At 72.6% G+C, this 18942-nt stretch carries 20 protein-coding genes and 1 tRNA gene; 4 read left to right on the top strand and 17 right to left on the bottom strand.

Annotation, left to right across the window (positions count from 1 at the left end; all coding sequences use genetic code 11):
- Positions 1-26 precede the first annotated feature (26 nt).
- The 5 genes from C5H89_RS15770 to C5H89_RS15750 all read right to left on the bottom strand — a co-directional run bounded on the left by C5H89_RS15770 (position 27) and on the right by C5H89_RS15750 (position 5862).
- Positions 27-782, bottom strand: a complete 756-nt coding sequence (locus tag C5H89_RS15770; RefSeq protein ID WP_104107923.1) for a hypothetical protein — start codon at positions 780-782, stop codon at positions 27-29.
- 131 nt (positions 783-913) lie between these two features.
- A complete protein-coding gene (locus C5H89_RS15765) occupies positions 914-2938 on the bottom strand; it encodes a VWA domain-containing protein (protein ID WP_104107922.1) in 2025 nt (674 codons plus the stop codon).
- Entirely contained in the window at positions 2931-4343 is a 1413-nt protein-coding gene (locus C5H89_RS15760) for a sigma 54-interacting transcriptional regulator (RefSeq protein ID WP_104107921.1), read from the bottom strand. The genes C5H89_RS15765 and C5H89_RS15760 overlap by 8 nt, the downstream gene beginning before the upstream one ends.
- A 21-nt stretch (positions 4344-4364) precedes the next feature.
- Positions 4365-5021, bottom strand: a complete 657-nt coding sequence (locus C5H89_RS15755; RefSeq protein WP_275887132.1) for a hypothetical protein — start codon at positions 5019-5021, stop codon at positions 4365-4367.
- 70 nt (positions 5022-5091) lie between these two features.
- Positions 5092-5862, bottom strand: coding sequence for a VOC family protein (locus C5H89_RS15750; protein WP_104107920.1), 771 nt, complete (start codon positions 5860-5862; stop codon positions 5092-5094).
- A 23-nt stretch (positions 5863-5885) separates the two neighbouring features.
- Here C5H89_RS15750 and C5H89_RS15745 point away from each other — a divergent pair, with 23 nt between their 5' ends.
- Both C5H89_RS15745 and C5H89_RS15740 read left to right on the top strand, forming a co-directional pair.
- Positions 5886-6293 carry a YchJ family metal-binding protein gene (locus tag C5H89_RS15745; protein ID WP_104107919.1) on the top strand — a complete coding sequence of 136 codons (408 nt, stop codon included), beginning with the start codon at positions 5886-5888 and terminating at the stop codon, positions 6291-6293.
- Between the two features lie 55 nt (positions 6294-6348).
- Positions 6349-7962 carry an FG-GAP-like repeat-containing protein gene (locus tag C5H89_RS15740; protein ID WP_104107918.1) on the top strand — a complete coding sequence of 538 codons (1614 nt, stop codon included), beginning with the start codon at positions 6349-6351 and terminating at the stop codon, positions 7960-7962.
- 7 nt (positions 7963-7969) lie between these two features.
- Here C5H89_RS15740 and C5H89_RS15735 read toward each other — a convergent pair whose 3' ends face one another.
- From C5H89_RS15735 to C5H89_RS15725, 3 genes are read right to left on the bottom strand one after another with little or no spacing between them, the layout of a single operon-like run.
- Positions 7970-8596, bottom strand: a complete 627-nt coding sequence (locus C5H89_RS15735; RefSeq protein ID WP_104107917.1) for a YigZ family protein — start codon at positions 8594-8596, stop codon at positions 7970-7972.
- Positions 8597-8600: 4 nt separating this feature from the next.
- Positions 8601-9419 carry a TSUP family transporter gene (locus C5H89_RS15730; protein WP_240181900.1) on the bottom strand — a complete coding sequence of 273 codons (819 nt, stop codon included), beginning with the start codon at positions 9417-9419 and terminating at the stop codon, positions 8601-8603.
- 51 nt (positions 9420-9470) lie between these two features.
- Positions 9471-10883 (bottom strand): cystathionine beta-synthase, encoded by a 1413-nt coding sequence (locus C5H89_RS15725; RefSeq protein ID WP_104107916.1) that lies wholly within the window; start codon positions 10881-10883, stop codon positions 9471-9473.
- A 42-nt stretch (positions 10884-10925) separates the two neighbouring features.
- Here C5H89_RS15725 and C5H89_RS15720 point away from each other — a divergent pair, with 42 nt between their 5' ends.
- Positions 10926-11966 carry an SGNH/GDSL hydrolase family protein gene (locus C5H89_RS15720; protein ID WP_104107915.1) on the top strand — a complete coding sequence of 347 codons (1041 nt, stop codon included), beginning with the start codon at positions 10926-10928 and terminating at the stop codon, positions 11964-11966.
- A 121-nt stretch (positions 11967-12087) separates the two neighbouring features.
- Here C5H89_RS15720 and C5H89_RS15715 read toward each other — a convergent pair whose 3' ends face one another.
- From C5H89_RS15715 to C5H89_RS15690, 6 genes are all read right to left on the bottom strand, one after another.
- A complete protein-coding gene (locus C5H89_RS15715; protein WP_104107914.1) occupies positions 12088-12948 on the bottom strand; it encodes a Bax inhibitor-1/YccA family protein in 861 nt (286 codons plus the stop codon).
- A 137-nt stretch (positions 12949-13085) separates the two neighbouring features.
- Positions 13086-13159 (bottom strand) — tRNA-Leu (locus C5H89_RS15710).
- A gap of 19 nt (positions 13160-13178) precedes the next feature.
- On the bottom strand, positions 13179-13739 hold the full coding sequence (def, locus tag C5H89_RS15705) for a peptide deformylase (RefSeq protein WP_104107913.1): 561 nt from the start codon (positions 13737-13739) through the stop codon (positions 13179-13181).
- A complete protein-coding gene (locus tag C5H89_RS15700; RefSeq protein WP_104107912.1) occupies positions 13736-14284 on the bottom strand; it encodes an ACT domain-containing protein in 549 nt (182 codons plus the stop codon). The genes def and C5H89_RS15700 overlap by 4 nt, the downstream gene beginning before the upstream one ends.
- A 4-nt stretch (positions 14285-14288) precedes the next feature.
- Positions 14289-15110 carry a uracil-DNA glycosylase gene (locus C5H89_RS15695; protein WP_205305068.1) on the bottom strand — a complete coding sequence of 274 codons (822 nt, stop codon included), beginning with the start codon at positions 15108-15110 and terminating at the stop codon, positions 14289-14291.
- Positions 15107-16039, bottom strand: a complete 933-nt coding sequence (locus C5H89_RS15690) for an EamA family transporter (protein WP_104107911.1) — start codon at positions 16037-16039, stop codon at positions 15107-15109. The genes C5H89_RS15695 and C5H89_RS15690 overlap by 4 nt, the downstream gene beginning before the upstream one ends.
- Positions 16040-16112: 73 nt before the next feature.
- Here C5H89_RS15690 and C5H89_RS15685 point away from each other — a divergent pair, with 73 nt between their 5' ends.
- A complete protein-coding gene (locus C5H89_RS15685; protein WP_104107910.1) occupies positions 16113-17096 on the top strand; it encodes a LysR family transcriptional regulator in 984 nt (327 codons plus the stop codon).
- On the opposite strand, the gene C5H89_RS15680 is transcribed toward C5H89_RS15685, so the two are convergent.
- From C5H89_RS15680 to C5H89_RS15670, 3 genes are all read right to left on the bottom strand, one after another.
- Entirely contained in the window at positions 17024-17965 is a 942-nt protein-coding gene (locus C5H89_RS15680; protein WP_104107909.1) for an exopolyphosphatase, read from the bottom strand. The two genes, C5H89_RS15685 and C5H89_RS15680, sit on opposite strands and share 73 nt — an antisense overlap.
- A complete protein-coding gene (locus C5H89_RS15675) occupies positions 17958-18479 on the bottom strand; it encodes a DUF501 domain-containing protein (RefSeq protein ID WP_101523682.1) in 522 nt (173 codons plus the stop codon). Before C5H89_RS15675 ends, C5H89_RS15680 begins: the two co-directional genes overlap by 8 nt.
- Positions 18476-18942 (bottom strand): septum formation initiator family protein (locus tag C5H89_RS15670; protein WP_345840645.1); only part of this gene is annotated, 467 nt, incomplete at its 5' end. The genes C5H89_RS15670 and C5H89_RS15675, both read right to left, overlap by 4 nt.

Below are 18942 nucleotides of genomic sequence, written 5' to 3'. Positions count from 1 at the left end.
CTGCTTCCCGGGTCAGGCCCGCCGCCTCAGGAGATCACGCCGTTGCCCTCACCCTCGATGCGGTCGTCGTGGAGCAGCTCGCCCTCGGCGTCCACCGGGGTGATGGTCACGTCGAAGGTGATCGGGGAACCGGACTGGTAGATGAAGTTCTCGCCGTAGGAGACCTGCTGGCCGGCGCCGAAGGTGTACACCGGCGGCTCGACGTAGGACCCGACCGCGAAGGCGCCGTCGTTGACGTCCTGCTCGGCGTAGAGCTCGGCTCCGGTGATGGTGTCCATGCCCTGCATGTAGGGCCAGTCGTCGTAGCGGGCCTCCACCGAGACGCCGCTGGAGCCCAGGTCGACGTCGTCACCGTTGTTGGTGATCACGTAGTTGACGAAGACGATCTCGTCACCCTCGGCGATGAGCGGCTTGTTGGTGTCGGGGTCGGCGAAGAGGCCGTCCTTGGGGGACTTGGTGGTAGCCACCTGGAAGACGTCGACGGTGATGTCCCCCGCCTCGATGGTGGCGATCTGCTCGCCGGGCGTGGTCACCGGCTTGGCCCACTCGGGCTGGTCGCCGGACGCCGCCGGTGCGTCGCTCTCCTCGGTCTCGGCCTCCTCCGTGGGCTCCTCCGGCGCGGTGCTCTCGGTCGGCTCGGACGACTCCGTGCTCTGCGCCGACGTCTCCTCACTGTCCGCGGTGTCCGCGTCGTCGGAGCAGGCGCTCAGCCCCAGGAGGGCGAGCGATGCCACGGCCGCGACGGCCAGCCGGGTGGTGGGGCGATGGGAGGGAATGCGCATGAGGCTCCTTGGGTGAGGCCAATTCGGCATACTCCGAATTGGGTAGATGTGCTCACCATCACTTCCCTCGATCTGCCCCGGTCAAACCATTGGCATGGATCGCGCCCAGGGAGGCTCGCAGGCAGCCAGGCTCAGCCCGCCCAGAAGCCCCGCTCCCCCCAACCGCCGAACTGGTCGGTGTAGGAGGAGCCCGGGGCGCGCGAGCCCAGGTAGCTGCCGACCACGGCCGCCCCCAGGTCGTCGAGCTCCGGGGAGACCATGCGGCCCTCCACCCGGCGGGCCATCGACTCGATGAAGCGGGCCAGGCCGGGGTCCTCCCCCAGCCGGAAGAAGGTGGTCTGAGCGCCGAGCCGACGGGAGTTGTCCAGCTCGCGCACCGAGTGGGCGATGGTCAGCGGGTGTGGCGGATAGCTGAACCACACCTCGCCGTTCGACTCCAGGTGCGCGGTGGGCTCACCGTCGGTGACGATCAGCAGCACCGGCTGCGCGTTCGGGTGCTTGCGGAAGTGCCGGTTGGCCAGCAGCAGCCCGTGGTGCAGGTTGGTGCCCTTGGCCCACTTGGCGTCGAGCCCCGTCAGCTCCTCGATCTCCATCACCTGGGCGTGCCGGCCGAAGCCGATGAGCTGCAGGTGGTCCCCGCGGAACCGGGTGCGGATCAGCTGGTGCAGGGCCAGCGCGGTCCGCTTCATCGGCACCCAGCGGCCGTCCATCGCCATCGAGAAGCTGGTGTCGACCAGCAGCGCCACGCACGCCTGGGTCCGGGCCTCGGTCTCGGCGATCTCGATGTCCTCGATGCTCAGCCGCACCCCGGAGGCGGGTGACCCGCCCTCGGCGACGGTGCGCCGTACGGCGTTGGTCAGGGTCCGGGTCACGTCCCAGGGCTCGGTGTCGCCGAACTCCCACTCGTGGGAGGCGCCGTTGAGCTCGCCGGCCGCGCCGGAGCGCCGTACGTCGCGCTGCCCCTGGCGACCCGAGAGCCGGGTGGCTACGTCGCGGAGCAAGGCCTTGCCGAGCTGGCGCATCGCCTTGGGGCTCAGGCGCAGGTCCCCGTCGGAGCCGCGCTTGAGGTAGCCGGAGTCGCGCAGCGCCCGCTCGAGCTCGGCCAGGGTGCGCGCGTCGACGGCTGCCTGCTCGCCCAGCTGGCGCGAGAGCTTGTCCAGGTCCACGTCGTCCAGCCGCGCGCCGCTGTGGGACTGGGCGAGCTGCTCGGCGAGCTGGTCGAGGTCAGCGAGGTCCTGGAGCACCCCGGTGCCGTCCCCCAGGCCCAGGCCCTCCTCGCCGTCGAACCGCTCGGCGCCGGACCAGTCCTCGCCGGGCCGCAGCGACTGCAGGTTGGCGTCCATCCGGGCCAGCTGCTCCATGAGCTCGGGGCTGCCGAAGGCCTGGCCGGAGAGCTGCATCAGCTCGGCCCGCTGCTCGGGGGTCATCGAGTTGAGCATCCGCTGGGCCGCGGCGCTGCGCTGTGCCAGTGCGTCCAGCAGCTGGTCGATGTTCTCGGGCCCTTCGGGGAAGAAGTCGCCGTGCTTGTCCATGAACTCGGCGAAGTCGGCGTCGGTGTCCTCCCCGCGCTGGTGCTTCTCCAGCAGCTCGTTGAGGTCGCCGAGCATCTCGTTGATCGCGGCGCGGTCCTGCTCGGTGGCGCCCTCGAGCGCCTCCTTCATGCCGGCGAACCGCTGGTCGAGCAGCTCGCGGCCGAGCAGGTCCTTGATCTCCTCGTAGGCCTGCCGCGCCTCGCTGCTGCTCCAGTCGTACGACGACAGGTCGGTCACCGCGGCCGAGGGCGAGGCGGGGAGGTTGTCCAGGCGCAGCTCCCGGAAGGCGCGGTCGCCGTCGTCCATGCTGACGTCGCGGGCCAGCTGCTTGCGCTCCTCGAGCACCGCGCGCTCCAGCAGCTCCCGGACCTGCTCCAGGGTCCCGTCCAGGTCGTGGCGCTGCAGCAGCTCACGCCGCTTCGCCGCCACCCTGGCGCCCAGCTCGTCGAGACCGGGCTGCTGCTCGCCGCCGCGACGCAGGAACTCGCGCATCGCGTGCTCCGGGGAGTAGCCGGCCATCACGTCCTCGCCGATCGCGTCCAGCGCCTCGGCCAGGTCGACCGGAGGCGCCAACGGGTCGCCGCCCTGGTAGCGCCTGAACCGGCTGGTGTGTCGCTCAGCCATAGACGGTCTCGGTGCCCTCGGAGTCCTTGCCGATGCGCCGCGCCAGGTACAGCCCCTCCAGCGCGAGCTCGACCGCACAGGCGATCTCGCCGTCGGTGCTGGCGTCGATGCGGGCGGCGATGTCGTCGTACAGCTCGGACTCGCCCAGCACCGGGAGCCCGGCGAGGAAGTCGCGGGCGGTCACCTGCTCGCCGGTGGAGATGGTCGCACCGTCCTCGATGGCCTCGACCAGCATCCCGAGGTCGAGGCCGCGGAAGTGCTCGCGCACGGTGGCTGCCAGGGCGGTGCGCAGCAGGTGGGTGAGGATCTCGATCTCACGGCCCTCCTCACCGGTCTCGAACTCGATCTTGCCGCGCAGCACCTCCACCGCCGTCTCGAGGTCGACCACGCGGGCCACCGCCTCGTCCTCTCCCTGCCGGGAGGCCCGGTGCAGCGCGGAGGCCGCGATGGTCTCGGCGCCGGCGATCGCGAAGCGGGCGCTGACGCCCGAGCGCTGGTCGACCGCGGAGGACTCACGCAGGTTGCCGGTGAAGCGGGCCAGCACCTCCAGCAGGGCGTCCGGCACCTCGGCGACCAGCTGCGCCTCCTGGCGGATCACGGCGATCTCGTCGGCCAGCTCCACCGGGTAGTGGGTGCGGATCTCGGCGCCGAAGCGGTCCTTCAGCGGGGTGATGATCCGCCCGCGGTTGGTGTAGTCCTCCGGGTTGGCACTGGCCACCACGAGCACGTCCAGGGGCAGCCGCAGCACGTAGCCGCGGATCTGGATGTCGCGCTCCTCCATCACGTTGAGCATGGCCACCTGGATGCGCTCGGCGAGGTCGGGCAGCTCGTTGATCGCCACGATCCCGCGGTGGCTGCGCGGGATCAGGCCGAAGTGGATCGTCTCCGGGTCGCCGAGGTGCCGGCCCTCGGCGACCTTCATCGGGTCGACGTCGCCGATCAGGTCCGCCACCGAGGTGTCCGGGGTGGCGAGCTTCTCGGCGTACCGCTCGCTGCGGTGCACCCACTCCACGGCCAGCTCGTCGCCCTGCTCGGCGGCGATCCGCCGCCACTGCGGGGTGATCGGGTCGTAGGGGTGCTCGCCGAGCTCGGAGCCGGCGATCACCGGCGACCACTCGTCGAGCAGCCCGACCAGGGTCCGCAGCAGCCGGGTCTTGCCCTGCCCCCGCTCCCCCAGCAGCACCACGTCGTGGCCCGCGATCAGGGCCCGCTCGAGCTGCGGCACCACGGTGTCGGAGAACCCGTGCAGACCGGGCCACGGGTCCTCGCCCGCCCGCAGCTTGGCGAGCAGGTTCTCCCGCAGCTCGGTGCGCAGGCTGCGCAGCTCGTGCCCGGACTCCCGGAGCTGGCCCAGGGTGCGCGCTGCTGGTGCTTCGGTCTGGCCTTCGGCGGGGTACGTCGTCACGGGTCCCACGCTAGACCTGGGTCACAAGGCCGGACCCTGGCCGCGCAGCTTGTCCACCTCGGACATCGCGTCGCGGAGCTGACCGAGCCACTCGTCGGCGTGCTCGCCCACCAGCCGCACCGACCAGGCCAGGGCGTCGGAGCGGGAGCGTGCCACCCCGGCGTCGACCAGGGTGTCGAGCACCTGGCGCTCGGGCTGGCGCAGCCGCGTCATCACCGGGGCCGCCACGTGGGTGAAGAGCGCCTCGACGTCGCCGAGCCGCACCCCCCAGGAGACCTTGCGCTGGTAGCGCTCCTCGGCCTCACGGGCGATCTCGATCCGCTCGTCCCGGGTGTCGGCGCGGAACCTGCTGATCCGTCCCTCCACCGCGGCACCGCTGACCTCGCCGCCGGCCGCCTCCTGGGTCAGAGTGCCCACCACCAGGATCTCCTCCCGGTCGCTGGTCACGGTGACCTCGTCGAACCAGCCGTCGGGCAGCCGGCCGGCGAACCACTGCGCGGCGTCGTCGGCAGGCGGCAGGTCGGCGACCTGCCAGCCACCACGGCGCCCCCCGCGACCTTCACGACCTTCACGGCCGCCACGGGGGCCTTCGTGGTGCGGACCGCCTCGTCCACGGCGCTCGCCCCTGGGTCCGCGTCCTCGGGTCTCTTCTTCTTCGTTGTCCTGGGTGTTCATCATGTGTCCCTTCGTTTCGTTACATGATTACACCGTTACAACGTTGCGAGCGCAAGAGTATTCCCAGGGTTGCTCAGACCTGCCCATCCCTCGCCGGTCCGGCGTTCGTCGTCGGGTTCGCAGTACCCGGCGTGCGACCGGTGATGCAGTACGACGATCCCGCGGGGTCGGTCATCACGCTCCACTGGAGGTGCTCGGCGCTGACCCGAGCGCCCAGCGCCAGGTGCCGACGTACCTCGGCGTGCCGGTCCTCGGCGGCGAGGTCGAGGTGGGCGCGGACCCCTCCCTCGGCCTCGGCCACCCGCTGGAGCAGCACGCCGAGCGGCAGCCCGGGCAGCACGATCCGCCGGAACTCCACGTGGGTGGGAGAGGGCCGCCAGGGCGCGCCCAGCACGGCCGCCCAGAAGTCGCACTCGGCGTCGTAGTCGAGCGCCGGGATGTCGAGGGTGACCTGGTCGACCATGCTGGCGCCCTCGGGCCACTGGGCCGGCGACGCCCTCCGGGAGGCCGGGTGGGTGACCAGGCAGAAGTCGAGCCCACCGGGAGAGCGCATCACCACGTGGCCGGCCTCGGCCACCCGGGTAGCCCCGGCCTCCTCCGCGGACCAGGCCGCCGCCGCGGGGTCGGCCACGTGCAGGTCGAGGTGGATCCGCGGCTCGCCGTCAGCGACGCGCTGCACTCTCAGGTGCTCGTCCCCGGCGGGCGGGAGCAGCGAGGCGAACTCGCCGTCGGCGCCCCGCACCGGTGAGACCTCGTAGCCGGTGACGTCGGCCCAGAAGCGGACGGTCCGCCCGAAGTACGGCGTGGGCAGGTCCAGGAAGGCGGTCAGCCAGAAGGGGGTCACGACGCAGACGCTAGCCTCGTGGGGTGCTGGATCGGGAGTGTCCTTGTGGCGCGGCGCGCGGCTATGACGCGTGCTGCGGTCGGTTGCACCGTGGCGCCGCCAGGGCCGAGACCGCCGAGGAGCTGATGCGCGCCCGCTACAGCGCCTTCGCCCTGGGCCAGGAGAACTTCCTGTTCGCCAGCTGGCACCCCGCGACCCGGCCCGAGGACGTCTCCGTGGACCCGACCACGCGGTGGACCGGGCTGGAGGTCGTGGAGTGCCTCGACGGCGGTCCGGACGACGCGGTCGGGGTGGTGGAGTTCGTGGCCCACTTCACCGGCGGCAGCCTGCGGGAACGGAGCAGGTTCGAGCGCCGTGCTGGACGATGGGTGTATCTCGACGGTGCCGGCCCGGGGACCTCCCGAGCACCTGGGGGCGCCCCCGCCGCCTGACCCCGCCGCCTGACCCCGACCCGACCACCGATCCGTCCTCCACCGACAGGCTCACATGTTCGAGCTCCTCTGGGTCCGCGCGCTGCTCGTCGCGGTCGCCACGCTCACCTCCTCGCTAGGAGCGGGCACCCTCCAGGTGCCGAGCACGCCGCTGGTGGCCAGTGCGGTGCAGCTCGGCCCGCAGGAGATCTTCGCCGACTCCTTCGACGCGGCAGCCGGACCGGTCACCGACCGGTGGGAGCACCAGGCCAGCTCCACTCCCGAGCGCACCGAGCTGGTGACCCACGACGGGCGGAGCGCGCTGCGCGTGCGCCCCGAGGGCAACCTCATCTCGCTGCAGGCGGTCCCCTTCTCCGTGGGCACCACCTACCGGGTCTCCGCCGTGATCAGCATGCCGCGCCGCACCGGGACGCATCCCGCGTTCTGGCTGCGCACCAAGGACGCCGCCCAGGTCGCCGAGATCGACGTCGTGGAGAGCTGGGGTGGCGAGGACCGGTGCGGACGGGTGCACCTGGCGTTCTACTGGCAGTACTTCCCCCGCCTGGGCAACATGAGGTGCCGGGGCGAGGCGTACCCCGCTGACATGGTCGCCTGGCACGAGTACGCCACCGAGTTCACCTACATGGGCCCCGGCCGCGATCCCGCCAACGGGTTCGCCACCCCCACCCGGTTCTTCGTCGACGGCGTGGAGACCTGGTCGGTGGACCGCTCCCCGATGGCACCCGAGTTCCTGCGCATCCAGCACAAGCGCAACTGCCCCGACGCCGAGCAGCCCGGCTGCGGCGAGACCGGCACGGGTCCGTCGATGTACGTCGACCACGTCTCGGTGCAGGTCGTGGGGCGGCCGCCCACCGGGGACCCGGCGGCCGGCGTGCACGCGGTCACCACCACCCCGTCCGGGGTCCTGGAGCTGCACGCCCTGGACCCCGCCACCTCCTACTCCTCCTTCGCCACCCAGACCAGCCTGCCGCTGGGCGGCCAGGGCTGGCGCACCGCGAAGGGGGACTACAACGGCGACCTGGTGACCGACCTGTTCGCGGTCGACCCGGCCGGCACGGTGCACGTGCTCGACGGCGCGACCGGCTTCCAGACCTTCCTGGCCCAGACCGGCGTGGCCGGGATCGTCGACCTCTCGCTGGCCTCGGGGACCGAGATCAGCGTCGGTGACGACAACGGCGACGGCCGCGCGGACCTCTACGTCATCAGCAGGGACGCCGAGAACCGCACCGCGGTGACGGTGCTCGACGCGGCCAACACCTTCCAGGCGGTGCTGGTCCAGGGCGGCACGGCGTTCCCCGCCCTGGACCCGCTGGTCTGGACGATCGCGGCGGGAGACCACGACAACGACGGTCGAGCCGACCTCTACGCGATCAGCTCCGGCCAGGACGGCGGCAGCGCCGCGGTGCACGTGCTCGACGCCCGCACCGGTTTCCAGACCTTCCTCACCCAGACCGCCACCGCACTGACCGCCCCGGACCTGGCCACCTGGAAGTTCACCGTCGGGGACTACAACGACGACGGACGGGCCGACCTCTACGCCCTGGACCGCGACGACAACGGGCTCACCGCGGTGCACGTGCTCGATGCCGCGACCGGTTTCGAGAGCTTCCTCACCCAGACCACGACCGCGCTGCACCAGACCACCGACCCGGCGTGGGACCTGTCCTGAGCGCGGCTCAGGCCCGGTCCACCCACCGCTCCCCCGTCCTGGCCGGGGCGACCCGGCCGGCGGTCGACTCCGCGAGCAGGCGCTCCAGCCCCGCGCCGTCCTCGGTGCCCAGCAGCAGCCGCACCCGGGTGCCGTACTCCACGCCGAGCACCTCCACGCCGCGAGTGCGCAGGTCGCTCTCGACCCTCCCCGCCTCGGCATGGTCGAGCTCCACGGCGTACTCAGCGAGCAGCCGTCGCTGCACCAGACCGACCTCGTCCAGCCCGGCGCGCACCGCGTCGCCGTAGGCCCGCACCAGTCCGCCAGCCCCCAGCAGCACCCCGCCGAACCACCTGGTCACCACCGCCACCACGTCGCTGACCTCGCGCCCGCGGAGCACCTCCAGCATCGGGGCGCCCGCGGTGCCCGCCGGCTCCCCGTCGTCGCTGGAGCGCTCCAGGGCGCGGTCGGGTCCGAGCACGAACGCCGAGCAGTGGTGGCGCGCCTCCCAGTGACGCCGCCGCTGCTCCTCCACGACCGCCCTCGCCGACTCCTCGTCGGGCACCCGGCGCAGGGTGCAGAGGAAGCGTGAGCGCTTCACCTCGATCTCGGCCTCGCCGTCCCGGGCCAGGGTGAGGTACGACGTGGGGGTCACCGGCTCAGCTCCACAGGCCGAGCAGCTCGCCGCCGATGCGCACCACGAAGCCGCCGACCACGACGATGAAGAAGACCCGCACGAACGCCGCACCGCGGCCGATCGCGGTGCGGGCGCCCAGGTAGCCACCGAGCATGTTGGCCGCTCCCATCAGCAGCCCGATCCCCCACAGCACCGCCCCCTGGGGCACGAAGACCACCAGCGCGGCCAGGTTGGTGGCCCAGTTGGCGAGCTTCGCCTTGGCCGAGGCCTCCAGGAAGCTGTAGCCCAGCAGGCTGACCAGGCTGATCACGAAGAACGAGCCGGTGCCGGGACCGAGCGCGCCGTCGTAGAACCCCACCACCAGGCCGGTGCCCACCGCGGCCAGCGTGTGGTGCCCCCCGGTGAACCGCAGCTCGGTGACCCCGCCGAGCGTCGGCTTGAGCACGACGTAGCCGCCGACGGCCACCAGGGCCACGAGCACGATCGGGTCGAAGGCTTCCCGCGGCAGGTGGCTGGCCAGCACCGCGCCGCCGGCCGAGCCGGCGAACGCGGCCAGCATCAGCGGGCCGAACGTCCGGGGGTCGGGGCGGATCCGCCGTCCGTAGGTGGCCGCGCTGACCGTCGTCCCGCAGATGGAGGCGAGCTTGTTGGTGGCCAGGACCTGGATCGGGGAGGCGCCGGGCAGCGCCAGCAGCAGCGCCGGGAGCTGGATCAGGCCGCCTCCTCCCACCACGGCGTCCACGAAGCCGGCTGCGAAGGCCGCCAGGGCCAGCAGCACGACGACGTCGGTGGCGATCTCCACGCAGGCCTCCTTGACCCAGTCGGTGTCGCGGACCCGCACCGAGGTGAAACGACCCGCCGGGCTCGAGGGTCAGCCCGGCGCGACCCGGCGTCAGCCCTTGGCGAGCACACCCAGCAGGTCGTGCCGGGTGAGCACTCCGATGGGCTTGCCGTCCTCGTGCACCAGCACCGCGTCGGCCTTCTCCACCAGCAAGACCGCGTCCCGGGCGGCCTCGGTGGAGCCGATCGTGGGCAAGGGCTCGGACATGTGGTCCTCGACGGCGTCGGTGAGCTTGGCCTGACCGGTGAACAGCGCGTCGAGCAGCGCCCGCTCCGAGACCGAGCCGGCCACCTCGGCCGCCACCAGCGGCGGCTCGGCGCGCACCACCGGCATCTGGGAGACGCCGTACTCGGCCAGGATGTGCACCGCCTCGGCGATGGTCTCGCCGGGGTGGGTGTGCACCAGGTCGGGCAGCTGCCCGGACTTGCCGCGCAGCACCTCGCCCACGGTGAGGGTGTCGGCGTCCGCGGTCTCGGTGGCGAAGCCGTACTGCCCCAGCCAGGAGTCGTTGAACACCTTCGTCAGGTAGCCGCGCCCGGAGTCGGGCAGCAGCACCACGATCACCGCGTCCTCGCGGCCCTGCGCCGCCAGCTCGGTCGCGAGCTGCTTGGCCGCGTACGCCGCCATCCCCGAGGAGCCGCCCACCAGCAGCGCCTCCTCGCGGGCGAGGCGACGGGTGAAGGCGAAGGAGTCGGCGTCGGAGACCTCGATGATCCGGTCGGCGATGTTGCGGTCGTAGGTGTCGGGCCAGAAGTCCTCGCCCACGCCCTCGACCAGGTAGGGCCGTCCGGTGCCGCCGGAGTAGACCGAGCCGGCCGGGTCGGCGCCGATGATCTGCACCTCGGGGTTCTGCTCCTTGAGGTAGCGCCCGATGCCGCTGATCGTGCCGCCGGTGCCGACCCCGGCCACGAAGTGGGTGATCCGGCCCTCGGTCTGCTCCCAGATCTCAGGACCGGTGGTCTCGTAGTGGGACCGGGGGTTGTGCGGGTTGGAGTACTGGTCGGGCTTCCAGGCGCCGGGCTGCGAAGCCAGCCGGTCGCTGACGTTGTAGTAGGAGTCGGGGTGCTCGGGGGCTACCGCGGTAGGGCAGACCACCACCTCGGCGCCGTACGCCTTGAGCACGTTGCGCTTGTCCTCGCTCACCTTGTCGGGGCACACGAAGACGCACTTGTAGCCGCGCTCCTGGGCCACCATCGCCAGACCGACGCCGGTGTTGCCCGAGGTCGGCTCCACGATCGTGCCGCCCGGCTGCAGCGCCCCGGAGGCCTCCGCCGCGTCGATCATCCGGGTGGCGATCCGGTCCTTCACCGACCCACCGGGATTGAGGTACTCCACCTTGGCCAGCACCAGCGGCCCCGGGCTGTCCTCACCTCGTCGGACCGTGAGCTCGGGTCCCAGGGAGCCGGAGAGCCGCAGCAGGGGCGTGTTGCCGATGAGGTCGAGGAGCGAGTTGACGAAGCGCATACCCGCAAATGTAGTTGCAACCCCCCTCACTACAGTGAGGCCGTGGGTAAAGCAGCAGCCGCACGCAAGCTCGCCTCCGCCGCCGCGTTCGGGGGCGGAGGTCTCTCGGTGCTGGGCGCCGGCCTGTACGGCGTACTGATCGCGGAGGCGAAGCTGGCCAGGAAGGTCATCGGCAACGCCAGCAAGACCCCGCCGGACGCCACCGGTTGGTACGGGCGCGGACGCCCGGGTCCGGCGATCAAGATCGCGATCCTCGGGGACTCCAGCGCCGCCGGCTACGGCGTGGACCGGGTGGAGCTCACCCCCGGAGCGCACCTGGGCTCGGGGGTGGCCGCCGAGGCCGGACGCAGGGTCCACCTGCGCTCGGTGGCGAAGGTCGGCGCCAAGTCCTCCGACCTCGCCGCGCAGGTCGACCGGGCGCTGCCCGGCCAGCCCGACGTCGCGGTGATCCTGGTCGGCGCCAACGACGTCACCCACACCGTGCGCCCCTCCGTGTCGGTCCGCTCCCTCGCCGAGGCGGTACGCCGGCTCCGCGCCGAGGGCGCCGCGGTCGTGGTCGGTACCTGCCCCGACCTCGGCACCATCCGGCCCATCCCGCCGCCGCTGAAGCAGGTGGCGCGGGAGTGGTCGCGCCGCATCGCCGCGGCGCAGGCGATCGCGGTGGTCGACGAGGGCGGCCGGACCGTCTCGATGGGCACCGTCCTGGGGCCCGAGTTCGAGACCGCTCCGGCGCTGTTCTTCGGCCCCGACCAGTTCCATCCCTCCGCGGACGGCTACAAGGCAATGGCCGCGGTCCTCCTGCCCTCGACCCTGGCCGCGCTCGGCCTGGCGCCCGAGGAGGAGTCCGCCCCGGAGCCCGGGCGCGGCGAACGGGTGATGCCGGTGGCCGCGGCCGCGGTCGAGGCCGCCCGCAACACCGGGACCGAGCTCGGCGGCACCGAGGTCGGCGGCGAACAGCGTGGCCTGCGCGGGCGTTGGGTGGAGCTGCGGCACCGTCGGCGCAAGCCCGCCACCGAGGCCGAGCCGCCCGAGCAGAGCGAGGGCGAGGACCCGGGCCCCGACGGCGGGCTCGCCACGCAGTAGGGCTGCACGCCGCCCCCGAGCGTCGCCCCAGCTGCGCATCTGCGCGGCGGAGGCGCCCGTCCCCGGGAACGACGAAGGGCCCCGGATCACTCCGGGGCCCTTCGCGTGGTCTCGCGCTGTGTCAGTCCGAGCTGAAGATCGCCAGGATGCGCAGCAGGTTGGTGTAGATCCAGACCAGGCTCACGGTCAGGCCGAAGGCGGCACGCCACGACTCCCGCTCGTCCAGACCGGCGGCGACGCCCTTCTCCACGAAGTCGAAGTCGAGCATCAGCATGAAGACACCGAGCACCAGGCCGGCGACGGCGAAGAGGAGGCCGAGGGCTCCGGTGCCGAAGAAGCCGAGGTCGATGCCGGCGAAGCTGAGCACCAGCGAGAGCAGGCCGAGGCCCACCATGCCGAACATCCCGGCGATGACGCCCCTGCGGAACTTGTCACCGACCTGGATGTCGAAGAACTTGTACGCCGCCAGGGTGCCGGCGAAGGCCGCGAAGGTGCCGAAGACGGCGTTGGTGACGATGCCGTTGCCGAAGGTGGCGTCGAAGTACTTGCTCAGGGCGCCGAGCGCCACGCCCTCGAGCGCCGCGAAGGCGACGACGAGCGCCGGGCTGATGACCCGCTTGAACGAGTTGACCATCGACAGCGCGAAGGCGCCGAGCGAGCCGATCATCAGGGCCGAGTACAGGCGGCTGGCGGTGACCTCGTTGACGTCACCGATGTACCACCAGGTGGCGAACGCGGTCGCCATCACCACGGCGAGGCTGATCGCGGTCTTCTGCACGACCGAGTCGATCGTCATCCGCCGCTCGGGCGCCGCCACGTCGGGCATGTTGGAGACGCCGGTGCCCCAGGTCGACGGGTCGCCGTACGCCGGCTGGCCGCCCTGCGGGGCCTGGCCGTATCCCGGGTTGGTCTGGTTGCCGTAGGCGTTCGACTGGCCGTTGAACTCTTCGGACCGGGCGAACACCGGGTTTGTGCTCTTCATGTGTGGTCTCTCCTTGGAGGCCGGTGGGCGCAGTCTCCCTGACCACGCTCCGCAATGACACCTACTCTACGCAGCCGTCACGGTTCTAAACGTCCGGGGAACTCCCCATGTTCCCGAATTCGGGTGCGGCGTGAGAGTGCCCCCGCTGGGACTCGAACCCAGACTGAGCCGCTTTTAAGGCGGTTTCCTCTGCCGATTGGGATACGGGGGCCGAGCCGAGGTCGCCGGCTCTAGAGATACGTCTGGCGAGCGTAGACGGCGTGGGCGCCGGCCACCCGGTCCAGGAAGAGGAACCCGTCGCAGTGATCGATCTCGTGCTGCAGGCACCGGGCCTCGAACGCCTCGGCGCGCACCTCGATCTCCTCGCCGGTGCCGGGCAGCTGCCCGCGCACCAGCACCCGGGAGGCCCGCTTCACGTCGCCGGTGAAGTCCGGCACGCTCATGCAGCCCTCCCGCGCCTTCTCGTTGCGCGAGGACTCCACCACCTCGGCGTTGCACAGCACGAAGGTGCCGTGGTGGCCGCGGGTCTTGGGGTGCTCGGAGACGTCGACGCAGAACACCTTCGCCCCCACCCCGACCTGCGGCGCGGCCAGGCCGACGCACCCGGGAGAGACCCGCATGGTGGCGACCAGGTCCGCGGCCAGCTGCACCACGTCGGGGTCCATCGGGTCGACCTTGTCGCCGTCCGCGGACAGCACCGGCGCCGGCGCGCGCACCACGTCGCGGACGCGCCCGACCACCCCCAGCTCGGCCTCGGTCCAGGCGGCGAGCCGGTCGTTGCTGGCACTCACAGCTCGTCGGCCTCCGCTGGCCGCAGGGTGGCGCCGACACCCAGGTCGGTGGCGGCCTGCTTGATCGCCGCGGCCAGCGCCGCGGTGTCGGCCTCGCCGGGCAGTGCCACCTCGGCGACGAGCAGGTAGAGGTCGCCGGCCAGCCGGGTGGTCAGGTCGGTGATGTTGCCGCCCACGGCCGCGACCTCGCCGACGATCCGGGACACGATGCCCGGACGGTCGCCTCCGTGCACGGTCAGCACCCAGGGGGTCGCCGGTGCCCGGGCGCTCCCGTCCTCGTGCGGCACCTCGCGCACTGTGACGGTGAGGCTGCCGTCCGCGGTGAGCGGCGCCAGGGCCGTCTCGACCTCGGCATCGCTCGCCGGGCCGGCGCAGATCAGGGTCATCGCGAAGTGGCCGCGCAGCAGCGTCATCGACGTGTCCTCGATGTTCAGCCCCAGCGCCGCCAGCCTCGCGGTGGTCTCGGCGATGATCCCGGGCCGGTCGTGACCCAGGACGGTGATGGCGTGGAGGGTCCCGCCCCCGGTGCTCTGCGCGCTGCTCATGGGCTCATTGTCCACCGAGGCCGCCGAGCTCCCGGGCGCGCCCCAGCACCTCGTCGAGCATCACCGGGGTCAGGCGCCCGGTGAAGGTGTTGTGCTGGGAGGGGTGGTAGCAGCCGAGCAGGGTGATCCCGTCCAGCTCCACCTCCGCCCCGTGCCCGAACCGCGGCTTGGGCACCGGCACCGACACCCCGGCTCCGCGCAGCGCCCGCAGCGCTCCGTCCCAGCCGTAGGCGCCCAGCGCCACCACTGCCCGCAGGTGCGGGCGGAGCAGCGCGATCTCCCGGTTGATCCACGGGGCGCAGGTGTCCCGCTCCTGCGGTGTCGGCTTGTTCGCCGGAGGCGCGCAGCGCACGGTGGCCACCATCCGGGCCCCCAGCAGCCGCTGCCCGTCCCCGGCGTGCACGGAGGTGGCCTGCGTGGCCAGGCCGACCCGGTGCAGGCTGGCGAAGAGCCAGTCGCCGCTGCTGTCCCCGGTGAAGACCCGCCCGGTGCGGTTGCCGCCGTTGGCGGCCGGGGCGAGCCCGACGATCAGCACGCTGGGCTCCGGATCCCCCCAGCCGGCGATGGGCCGGCCCCAGTAGGGCTGGTCGGCGAACGAGGCGCGCTTGTCCCGGGCCACGTCCTCGCGCCACCGCACCAGGCGGGGGCAGGCCGAGCAGACGCTGACCCGCGCGTCGAGCTCGGCCAGGTCGTCGGTCGCGGCGAGCCGTCGTACGCCGGCGGGGGTGCGCGCCGCCGGGGTCTCCGGCTGCGCGGGGTCCTCGGGCCAGCCGGTGCCCGGCGGCACGGGCGAGTCGAAGTCCTGGCCCGTCAGCGGGTGCCTCACCCGGGCATGCGCGCGGTCTCGTCCGGCTCCTCCACGGTCTCAATGTACGACGACCCGTCGCCCTTCCCGCGGCGCCCGGGGAGGCCGAGGGCGGCGGTGGCCACCCCGAGCAGCAGCACGGCACCGCCCACCGCCTCGGCCACGTTCGGGGTCTCCCCCAGCACCAGCCAGGCCGCCGTCATCCCGACCAGAGGCACGAGCAGGGTGAACGGCACCACCGCGGAGGTGCGGTGCCGGGCCAGGAGCGAGTTCCAGATGCCGTAGCCCACCCAGGAGGCCAGCACCGCGGTGTAGACCGTGGACAGCACCGCGGCCAGCGAGAGCGACGTCAGCGCGTGGCCCACCGCGTCGGGACCGTCCACGACCAGGCTCAGCGCCAGCAACGGGAGGGGTACGACGGTGGCCGACCACACCGTCAGGGAGAGGCCCGAGGCGGTGCCGACCCGGCGGGCCACCACGTTGCCGCAGGCCCAGGAGGCCGCGGCGGCCACGGTGACCAGCAGGGCCAGCAGCGGGGTGGCCGCGCTGCGCCCGAGCGCGACGACCCCGAGGCCGACGGCACCCAGCACCACCCCGGCGAGCTGTCCTGCGGTGGGCAGCTCGGAGAGCCGGACCGCGGCGAAGACCACCGTCAGCACCACCTGCGCCTGCAGCACCAGCGAAGCCAGCCCGGGCGGCATGCCCATCGCCAGCGCGGAGTAGAGCAGCCCGAACTGCCCCACGCTCATGAACGCCCCCACCAGCGCCACCTGGGCGAACGGCACCTGCGGACGGGCTATCACCACCACCGCCAGGGCGACCATCGTGAAGCGCAGCGCCACGAAGAGCAGGGCCGGCATGTCGTCGTCCAGGCCGGCGTCGATGACGACGAAGTTGACGCCCCAGATCACGGCGACGAGCGTGGCGAGCAGGCTGTCCTTGAGGGGCATGACCCCATCCTCCGCAACCATGACCGTTCACGTCCAGTGGATAGTGGTGGGCGTGAATCGGTAATGTTGCTACATGATTGATGTGGTCGCCCTCCAGTCGCTGATCGCCCTGGCCGCCCACGGCACGGTCGGCGCCGCTGCCGCCAGCCTCGGCTACACACCGTCCGCGGTCTCCCAGCAGATCAAGCGGCTGGAGTCCCAGTCCGGAGTGCCGCTGCTGGAGCGGATCGGCCGGGGCGTGGTGCTGACCGAGGCGGGCCGGCTGCTGGTCAGCCAGGGGCGCGAGGTGCTGGCCCGCATGGAGTCGCTGGAGTCCTCGTTGCGCGCCGAGGCCGCAGGACTCGGGGGGACGCTCCGGCTGGCCGCCTTCTCCACCGGCGTGCGCGGCATCGTCGCCCCGCTGGCCGGCGACCTGGCCCGCACCGCGCCCGACCTCGCGCTGGTCGTGACCGAGAAGGACCCGGCGGACGCGGTCGAGCTCGTGGCCACGGGACAGGTCGACGTCGCCCTGGTGCACAGCTGGACCGGCGTGGCGCTGCCACTGCCGGCCCACCTGTGCGCCGAGCACGTCGGGCACGACGTGGCCGACCTGCTGGTGCACCGCGAGCACCGGCTGGCGGCACGCGAGCAGGTCACCCCCGGCGACCTGCTCGAGGAGCTGTGGGCCTCCACCGCACCCGGCACCATCTGCCACGACTGGTTCACCCACATGTTCTCCGCGCACCGCCGGCCGCCCCAGGTCCGGTTCTGGTCCTGGGAGTTCGCCTCCCAGGTGCGGCTGGTCGAGGAGGGCGTGGCGGTGGCCCTGGTGCCGCGCCTGGGGCGTGGCCCGCTGCCGGCCCGCGTGGTGCCGGTCCCGGTCCTGGACCCGATCCCCCGGCGCGAGGTGCGGCTGCTGTGGCGCGAGACGATGGAGGCCAGCCCCGCCGTCCGGCACCTGCGAGCACGGCTGGCCGCCGTGGTCACTCAGAGCCAATCGCTGGATCAGTCGCTGCGGTTGGCCACCGACCAGGCGATCCCGTCGAGAATGTCGGCCTCGGAGACGATCCAGGAGTAGACCGAGGTACGCCGCAGCACCCGGTCCAGGATCAGCGCGCCGGCGTCGATCACGTCGGCACGGCCCGGGTGCATGAAGCCCAGCGCGCGGCGCTGTGCCACGCTGGCGGCGACGATACCGTCGATGAAGGCGTGGGAGTCGCTGACCGAGATCACCGACTGGTCGATCGCCTCGGGGTCGTAGGCGCTCAGCCCCAGGCACCCGGCGGCGACGGTGGTGCAGGTGCCGGCGGTACCGACCACGGTGGCCGCCGAGCCGATCTCCACGCCGAGGGCCTCGGCCTCGTCGAGCGCCGTCTCGATGTCCGCGACGCAGGCGGCGACCTCGGCGGCGGTGGGCGGGTCGGAGCGCAGGTGCCGCTCGTGCAGCCGCACCGACCCGATGTCCATCGAGCAGGTCGCCAGTGGCGCCTCGTCACCCAGGATCAGCTCGGTGGAGCCGCCTCCGATGTCGATGACCAGCACCGGCGCCTCGACCGAGGCCTGGAGGTTGCGGACGGCGCCGTCGAAGGACAGCTCGGCCTCCTCGTCGCCGGCGATGACCTCGGGCCGCACGCCGAGGCACTGCTCCACGCCGGCCGCGAACTCCTCGGCGTTCTCGGCGTCCCGGGTGGCGGAGGTGGCGCAGAAGCGGATCCGCTCCGGGGGCACGCCGTGCTCGGCGATCAGCGCGGCGTACTCGTCGAGGGCGGCGAAGGCCCGCGCCAGCGCGTCGTCGGCCAGCCGGCCGGTGGTGTCCACGCCCTGGCCGAGGCGGACCATGCGCATCTCGCGGACGGCGACCTCGGGCAGCGCGCCGATCAGCAGCTTGATGGTGTTGGTGCCGCAGTCGATGGCGGCGATGGTGGCGGGCGCGGTGGGCTCAGCCATCGGAGGGCTCCGCACAGGGCTGCACGCAGGGCCCGGCCGACCACCACTCGCCCAGCAGCTCGAGCACCTCGTCGCCGAGCGGGTTGACCCCGGGCCCCTGGGCGAGGGACTGCCCGGCCAGCACGTGCAGGCACTTGACGCGGTCGGGCATCCCGCCCGCGGAGATCCCCTCGATCTCGGGCACCTCCAGATGCGCCTCCGCGCCGATCCGGTCCCGGGCTTGGAGATAGCGCTCGTGCGCGGCCCGGTAGGCCGCGGCCAGCTCCGGGTCCTCGGCGAGCCGGTCCTGCATCTGCTTCATCAGCCCCCCGCCCTCCAGCGTGCCGATGCGCGAGGCAGCCCGGGGGCAGGTCAGGTAGAAGGTGGTCGGGAACGGGGTGCCGTTGGGCAGCCGAGGCTCGGTGGTGACCACGTCGGGGTTGCCGCACGGGCAGCGGTGCCCGACCTCGTGGATGCCGCGGGGGGTGCGCCCCAGCTGCTGGGCGATGGCCTGCTCGTCGCGCGCCTCGATCACTGCTTCGACTCCTGGTTGGACTTCTTCACGCCGTTGATCGACTTGGGGGCACGGGGTTGGGCGGGCGGCGGGTTGCCGGCCAGCTCGACGGAGTCCCAGGCGTCGCTCCACCACGGCGTGGGCGTCGTGGTCAGCACGTCGTCGGGGTCGTCGAGCCCGCCGCGCCCGTCCAGCGGCTTGCCGTCGGCGTCAAGCACCTGGAACCCGGTCTGCCCCGGCATCACGTAGCCGAAGCGCTCCCGGGCCTGGGCCCGGACGAACGCCGGGTCGTCCCAGCGCCCCTTCTCCCGCTCCAGCTCGGCGATGCTCACCTCGCGGCGGGCGATGGACTCCTGCAGGTCATCGATGAGGGCCCGCTGGTCCAGGTAGGCACGCAGCGAGGAGGCGTAGGACACGGTCAGCACCGCCAGCACCAGCAGCAGCACGCCGGCGCGGCCGGTGAACCGGGGCCGGCGCCGTGGGG

The organism is Nocardioides sp. 616, assembly GCF_002930065.1.
Taxonomy (GTDB): Bacteria; Actinomycetota; Actinomycetes; order Propionibacteriales; family Nocardioidaceae; genus Nocardioides; species Nocardioides houyundeii.
The sequence above is the reverse complement of the archived record's forward strand: the minus strand, read 5'-3'. Positions and strand labels throughout refer to the sequence as shown.